This window comes from Type-D symbiont of Plautia stali (assembly GCF_001485335.1).
GTDB classification, from domain to species: Bacteria; Pseudomonadota; Gammaproteobacteria; order Enterobacterales; family Enterobacteriaceae; genus Pantoea; species Pantoea vagans_C.
Genome location: NZ_BBOC01000147.1, coordinates 1 through 6,616, shown reverse-complemented (window position 1 = coordinate 6,616; position 6,616 = coordinate 1). Strand labels below are relative to the sequence as shown.

General features: G+C 49.9%; 6 protein-coding genes and 1 pseudogene. 2 read left to right on the top strand and 5 right to left on the bottom strand.

Translation table 11 applies throughout. The features are described 5' to 3' along the window. The first annotated feature begins 29 nt into the window (after positions 1-29). Positions 30-962 (top strand): ArdC family protein, encoded by a 933-nt coding sequence (locus PSSD_RS25185; RefSeq protein ID WP_235589302.1) that lies wholly within the window; start codon positions 30-32, stop codon positions 960-962. Positions 963-1,057: 95 nt separating this feature from the next. Continuing rightward, complete coding sequence (locus PSSD_RS25180; protein ID WP_058974140.1) at positions 1,058-2,008, top strand: DUF1281 domain-containing protein; 951 nt, start codon at positions 1,058-1,060, stop codon at positions 2,006-2,008. Between the two features lie 77 nt (positions 2,009-2,085). On the opposite strand, the pseudogene istA reads toward PSSD_RS25180, so the two are convergent. The 5 genes and pseudogenes from istA to PSSD_RS25145 all read right to left on the bottom strand — a co-directional run. Then, positions 2,086-2,700, bottom strand: a pseudogene (gene istA / locus PSSD_RS25175) (IS21 family transposase); the annotation flags it as partial. 210 nt (positions 2,701-2,910) lie between these two features. Next, positions 2,911-3,258: an IS66 family insertion sequence element accessory protein TnpB gene (gene tnpB, locus PSSD_RS25170; RefSeq protein ID WP_058974139.1), complete on the bottom strand. Its 348-nt coding sequence runs from the start codon at positions 3,256-3,258 to the stop codon at positions 2,911-2,913. After that, positions 3,255-3,872: an IS66-like element accessory protein TnpA gene (tnpA, locus tag PSSD_RS25165; protein WP_268810655.1), complete on the bottom strand. Its 618-nt coding sequence runs from the start codon at positions 3,870-3,872 to the stop codon at positions 3,255-3,257. Before tnpA ends, tnpB begins: the two co-directional genes overlap by 4 nt. A gap of 1,587 nt (positions 3,873-5,459) precedes the next feature. Next, positions 5,460-6,002 carry a YcaO-like family protein gene (locus PSSD_RS25150; protein ID WP_058974136.1) on the bottom strand — a complete coding sequence of 181 codons (543 nt, stop codon included), beginning with the start codon at positions 6,000-6,002 and terminating at the stop codon, positions 5,460-5,462. Positions 6,003-6,004: 2 nt separating this feature from the next. Beyond that, the coding region (locus PSSD_RS25145; RefSeq protein WP_167347709.1) for a SagB/ThcOx family dehydrogenase at positions 6,005-6,616 on the bottom strand (612 nt) is incomplete at its 5' end.

Sequence of the window (6,616 nt, the reverse complement as noted above, 5' to 3'; positions counted from 1 at the left end):
GTAAAGCGGCAGAACTTAACACTCCCGACCTGTACCAGCAAGTCACAGACAAAATCATTGTTGCGCTGGAGAACGGCGTGCCGCCCTGGCGGCGGCCATGGCGTTCGGCTGAAGGCGTGCACGGCAGCAGTTTGCCGGTGAATGCCGTCACCGGCCGTGCCTACAGTGGTATCAATGTTCCGCTGTTGTGGATGGCTGCTGAAGAGCACGGTTACGCCTCCGACCGCTGGATTACCTTCCGGCAGGCGAAAGACGCCGGCGGGTATGTCAGAAAGGGCGAAACCAGCGCGCTCGCCATCATTTACAAACCATTTGAGAAACAGGCCCGGGACAGCAGCGATAACCTGCTGTTCAGGGACGGTGAACCTGTTATGGAGAAACTGGCCATGATCAAACAACTGCAGCTGTTCAGTGTTCATCAGTGTGAAGGGTTGCCTGAATCTGTTGCCGGAAAGGTTACTCATACTGCACGGACGGGGCAGCACTCTGATCTAAGCGCAGTTCAGCTGAAGCAGGTGCAACTGATACTCAGCGCAACCGGCGTCGGGTGTGATCATCGCCGGCAGGACCGGGCGTATTATCGCCCCGGCGCAGACCGCATCGTGATGCCTACGGCGCCGCAGTTCCTCACGGAGGCGGATTACTGGTCCACGCTGCTGCACGAGCTGGTGCATGCCACTGGTCACGGGAGCCGACTCAACCGGGAAGGGATCACCTCTTCATCGCGGCAGTTTGGTGACCCGGTATACGCCTTCGAAGAGCTGATAGCGGAAACCGGCAGTGCCTTTCTCTGTGCGCAGCTGGGTATCACCGGCGACGTGCAGCACGAAAGTTACCTCGCCGGCTGGCTGAGAGCACTACGTGAAGACAAACGAGCAATTTTCCGGGCCTGTCGTTTCGCCCGAGAGGCCTCGGAATACTTACTTGAGCCCCTGAACCGGAATACCGAACAGGCGGCATAACTAAACCGGCGGTTGCGGCCGCCATCATCCCCCTGAGGGCATCTTCCTCAGGGGGATGCCCTCTTATCGTTTTAACCGACAAGAGGAGTTTCACAATGTTTTCATGGTGCCATAACCGTCTGGAAATCACCGCCAAATCGGTCTGCCTCGATGTGATGCAGCCTTGGATTGCCGGCACGGAAAAACCGCTTTACCGGCAGGCCATACGGCAGGCTACAAAGCTGTTTCTGGCCGGCTGTGCCGGCATACTGAAGCCCGTCAGGGCGGTGGAATACACGCCTTACCCAATGCTTACCGCATATGGCGCGGGTGCGCAGACCTCACCCAACCAGGCTTTCCAGCACTTCATTGAGCTGCTGGAGCAGGATGCATGGATCGACACTAAAACGGTTTCTCGCATGGAAAAAATCTGGCTGCAGTCCGGCATCGATGCGCTGAAGTGGGAAGCTGTTCCCCTTTCAGCGCGGCAGATAATGGCGCAGTTGATGGCCGTGCACTATGCCGACTGGTTTGGCGTTGCCGGCGCCGGCGGTCACTTCGACCCGCAGGAGCGCTGGGAATGGCTAAGCATCATGCCGGAGGCAACCTGCCCCTGCGACATGCTGATGGTGATGCCGTCACGTCTGGCCACTGAGCTGAATGGCGAAAGTGGCCTCTTCACCGGGCTCAACACGACGTCCGAACTTTATATGCAACTTTTTGGTATGGAGTTTCCGGCTGGCCATCAGGCTATCTGGAATCGAGATGAAGTCAGCTCACTGACACTGAGCTTTAGATCTCCCAGGTTTCCGCCTTCAGGCGAGGTGATGGGCGAGATGTCGCAGCTGTTTGACTGTGAAATCCGTCACTACTGGATTTCACCGGAAGCCGGCACGTCAGGCTACAACTGCTTTGACCGGGGTGAGCACGTTGACAGCGGTCCTTACCCGGCAGAGGAACTGCGCCAGTCAGAGGCCACAGAAGGGGCCCGAATGTATCTGGTGACGCCAGAAACGGCTGCGATGCATGCGTCCGGCGCAGCACATTACGGCAGTATTCGTGCATAACACCAACCTGAACCGGTTTATCCGGCTTCACTGACCGGCCACAGCGAAAGCTGTGCCTTTTTTTCACCTGAAGGGAACAGGAAGCCGGCGTTGAACACCACGTTGGCGTTACTGTTTTTCAGCACGGCGGCTTTATGGTTATCGACAAGCACGGTTTACACGCTGCCGCCAAAGTAGCGGAAGGCGCGCATCAGCGACTAGTACGTGTGCTCAGCGTCCTGCTTCGGCGCGGCAAAGACGTGGAAGCGGCGGGAGAACCCCAGCGTATTGACGGCGAAGTTCACCTTGCATCGCTGCCCGGCCACGTCGACTTCCACTTCTCCCCAGTCGTGCTGCAGCTGGTAACCGGGCTGAGTTTCGAAGCGCACGGTTTTCTTTGAGGGCCGCATTTTACGTTTGGGCTGGATGTAATAGCGCAGCATAGAGCGCCCGCCGGTATACCCCATCGTCCTAATTTCGGCGAGAATGACCTCGCTGTTCCAGACGTTTTCCGCCAGCCGCATGTCGATGTAATCCATGAACGGCTTGAGTTTTGCCATTTTATGGCGTGTTTTACGGGCCGGGGGCTCAGGGTATTTGAGATATCGCCTGACGGTTCTTTCGGAACATCCGACCTGTGTGGCGATATCGATAATGTAAGCACCCTGTTGGCGCATTTGCTTTATCATGAAAAAGTCCTCTCTGCTCAGCATGCTGGAATCCTTTTCGGTGTGGGAACCTTAAGGAAACCGCATGACGGGTAGAGCGGACAACCCGAATGGTGAATTAATGTCTTATATCACTGGCGCTGACAGTTATACTCCGCCATCTGGCGGATGGTGTGCTGCTGGGTGTCCAGCAGCGCCCGGAGCCGGGCATTTTCATCGGAGAGTGAGCGTTCCATGCCTCCTCATTACTCCGGTTCAGATGCGGAGACCAGGGCGTTCCGTCCGCTGCGGATGTTTGCAGTTAATGCCCTCCAGCAGCATGCCCAGCTGCGCTGGTGTCAGATGGACTTTACCGTCGCGGGTCACCGGCCACACGAAGCGACCCCGCTCCAGCCGCTTGGTGAACAGACACAGACCGTCCCTGTCGGCCCACAGCACCTTTATCATGTCACCCCGCCGGCCGCGGAAGATAAACAGGTGCCCGCTGAACGGGTCCGTTCGCAGCGTGTTCTGCACTTTCGCTGCCAGCCCGTTGAAGCTGCAGCGCATATCCGTCACGCCGGCGACCAGCCAGATGCGTGAGGCAGCCGGAAAGATAATCATGCCTCACCCTCCATGAGTTCGCTGACCAGAACACGAAGCAGCTCCGGCGTCAGTGGCCCGGTCAGGCTCAGGCTGCCGCCCGGCAGTGTCAGCTTACAGCTGATGACCGGTGTCGTTTCTGCTGATACGGCCCCGTTGTGCCTGGGTGGCGGTGAAAACGGCTCCATGGCGACCGGGATGAGAGTGGCCCTGCTGGCAGGGTCCAGCAGTCCCTGACGATGCAGGTTCCGCCAGTTGAAGAGCAGGTTATCATTAATGCCATGCTCACGAGCAATTTGTGCCACACAGGCCCCCGGCTGCAGGGTTAAATCCGCCATGCGGATTTTGAACTCCAGAGGCCAGTCCGGACGGCGTTTTTTTACCGGCAGATTTGTCTCAAGATTAAAGGCGTAGAGCTCTTCTTCCAGAGTCTCAGGCGTGTATTCCTCCGGCAATGGCCAGTTAATGCCGGTTCGGCGAAAACGCGTAAACATTTTATATGTAGCGGAAGTACTGATATTGAGTTGCTTTGCGATTTCACGATAAGTCATCCCCTCATTAAATCGCAGGCTCAATGCTGTGAAAATCCAAGGTCTACTGGTGTAAGGCGTGTTTCTGTCCACGGTAGTATCCATGTTCGCGAAAGTGTCCATGGTAGGAAACGCGGAAAAAATAAAAGACGGTCTGGATGAGACGCTTACCAAAAAACAATCTTAACGTACAATATTTTCCGTTTCCCAAACGGAGTCCAATAATGATCAAAAGGCAGAATGAAGAGAAGATCACAATGACGGACAGTATGACAAGTGGGCTACCGGCGTAGAACAGCCATGCTATTTTTAATTGGGATTTTCGTTTCTGGTAGATCTGAGCAATGCGTACGTTTTTCCTGAGGAGCAGGTAGTTCATCAAAAAACTAAGAGAAGTCCTGCGAGTAAAAAAGACCATCCCGTTAACGGCCCATAAACCGGATATCTATTCGAGAGAAATTACCAAGTAAATATAAAATAAAAAGAATTATAGGTAAGAAAAATATTAAAGTCGCTGTAATACAGACTTTGACACTTGAATAATTATAAATTTTTCGTTCTTTTATAAAAAGCAGACAGAAAAAAAGAAATAAATCAACCCCGTCCTGTTATGGTCAGAATTATAAAAATAAATACGTAACTGAAAATCCCTGCCGATCCCAGGTTTTCCGTAAATAGAGAAGCATTATCGAAATAGCCAAGGTAAATTCTTATAACAACGAGGCTCAGAAACGGGTGAAGCGGGCTTAAAAGCAAGTCGAATTTATTCATGGTTAATCCATTATAAAAAATTTAGGGCCCAATCCTCTATCCGGTGCTCACATACTTCATTGGCAAAATACCCTAGCGGGACAAAGCGTGTTCAGTGTCGGATACATGAAAGTTGTATTCCAATATTCTTAGGTATCGCCAGTTGACACCGCCTGAGTAAATGGGCGATGGATTTGCTCAGCAGAAGTTGTCCGCGATGTATAATTTCATAGGCAAAAAAATGGCCCATAAACTTGAATCCACTAGTTAATATCAGGATAAATAAAAAGTGAACTTATTTGTTAGGGCGTTCGTGAGCCTGCATCCTTGAACAAGCTTAAGACATCATTTTTTACGCGAAAGGTACCGGTCCTGAGTTAACCTGTATGTTGTATCCGTAATGTCGCGCGGCGGCAAGGTTCTGATGAACATACTTGTCATTTAAGCTCATATTCTTGAAGCCGTAGATGCTTTTCATTACACAGAAATAAAGTTTTTTGTTCGTGAAAATAATCTCTTTCTGATGGAGAAAAACAGGTTCATGAATGAATTCCTTTTCAAATGATGCGGCCTTATAAAAAGAATCTGGGCAAACTCTGCTATTATGGTTAATTGACAAAAACTTATCCACAGTGTTCTGGGTGTTATGCGACAGGAATCCACCGATCAGAGGGTCACGTACATCAATAATATTTGTTGCTCTTTTATCCGTGATGTTTGTCATTAATACGAAGGTCTGATACATTTCCAGCAAAGCTTTACTTACTGCTTCATTAATGTCCTCATTTCCTGATGCTCCAGCAGCAAATCTGACCTTTCCAGAATCTGAAACGTATACGCTCAGGATAGTCCTTACCGGATTGAAATAGGAAATATCGAACAGGAAAATACTCCCTGTGTCAAGAAGTGATCCAACAAAGCCGAGCTTTTGAACTTCATAAGTCAGTTTTTTTTTGAAAGTTCAATGCTTGAAAGGCAGTGTCCAAAATACCAGAACAACGTCAGAGACTGCCTCTCACAAAATTCATCTCTGCTACCTGTAAAAGCCATTGTATGTGACTGATGTAAAGCAGTTCCGGAACTGTCTCTGTATCCAAAAATCTCTTCGTCCTGACTCTTACCAAGGTTAAATGCGATCAGTGGAGCGAAGTATTTTTTTTCTGTAGAGAGATCTGTCACTTCTGTTGTGGTGAATCTGTGTGAAAGTGAAGGGTATTCGCCGATATTCATGCGACAATATCTCTGAAACCACTCTGCTATAAACGGGTCCATTTCAGAAAGGGTTAAGTCCGGACCTCCGGTATCAGCATCAGAAAAAGATATATGTCTTTCAAGCGCCTCACCCAGTGAACGCTTTAAAATATTGCGATCGTAGCCAGTTGCACAACTCGTAGTTCCCATTTCCAAATGGGCTCTGATCATTTTGGGGAAAACGAGATTTGCTGGCAAATCGACAGTTACTCTGTTAATTTTAGGTCCCAGCATGCTTATCTCCCAACTATCTGGCAAATAACAGGAATCACCACACGGGGATCAATACCGAGCGCAACCGAAAGTGCCTCATCCTGAAATCCTCCCCAAATTGTACTGCCAAGGTTAAGGCGTTGAAGTTCGAGCTCTGTATTCCTGTACATAGAGCCAATTTCGAGAATTGCCAGCCTGTAACCGCGATAGCCGTATTTACATAAGTGTTTATCGATAAGAGAACCGTATAAAATAAAAAAGTCGTAATTTTTAAGATTGTGGTCGTTTCTGATAAAAAGGGCATCATTAACGATAGATTCACAAAGGCTGTCTAACTTTTCAAACTGATTAGATATTGGAAGGTAATGATATGAGCCCTTTTTGTAACCCTCCACATTATTGATAAAGACTATTGCCTGACCTGAATAAAGCGCACCACCGCTGGGATAAGGGTAACGTAATACTCTTTGAGAAGTTGATGCACCAAGACTGTTGATGAAAATTGTTTCAAAAATCTCCCTGGCCAGCGGAAAATGAGCTGTGAATTCGTTTGCTGATGGGGCTCGCTCTGGATGGTGTTTTCCGCGACAAGCCTGAATATCTACTTTATTAAGGGAAAACTCATGCTGAGTCAA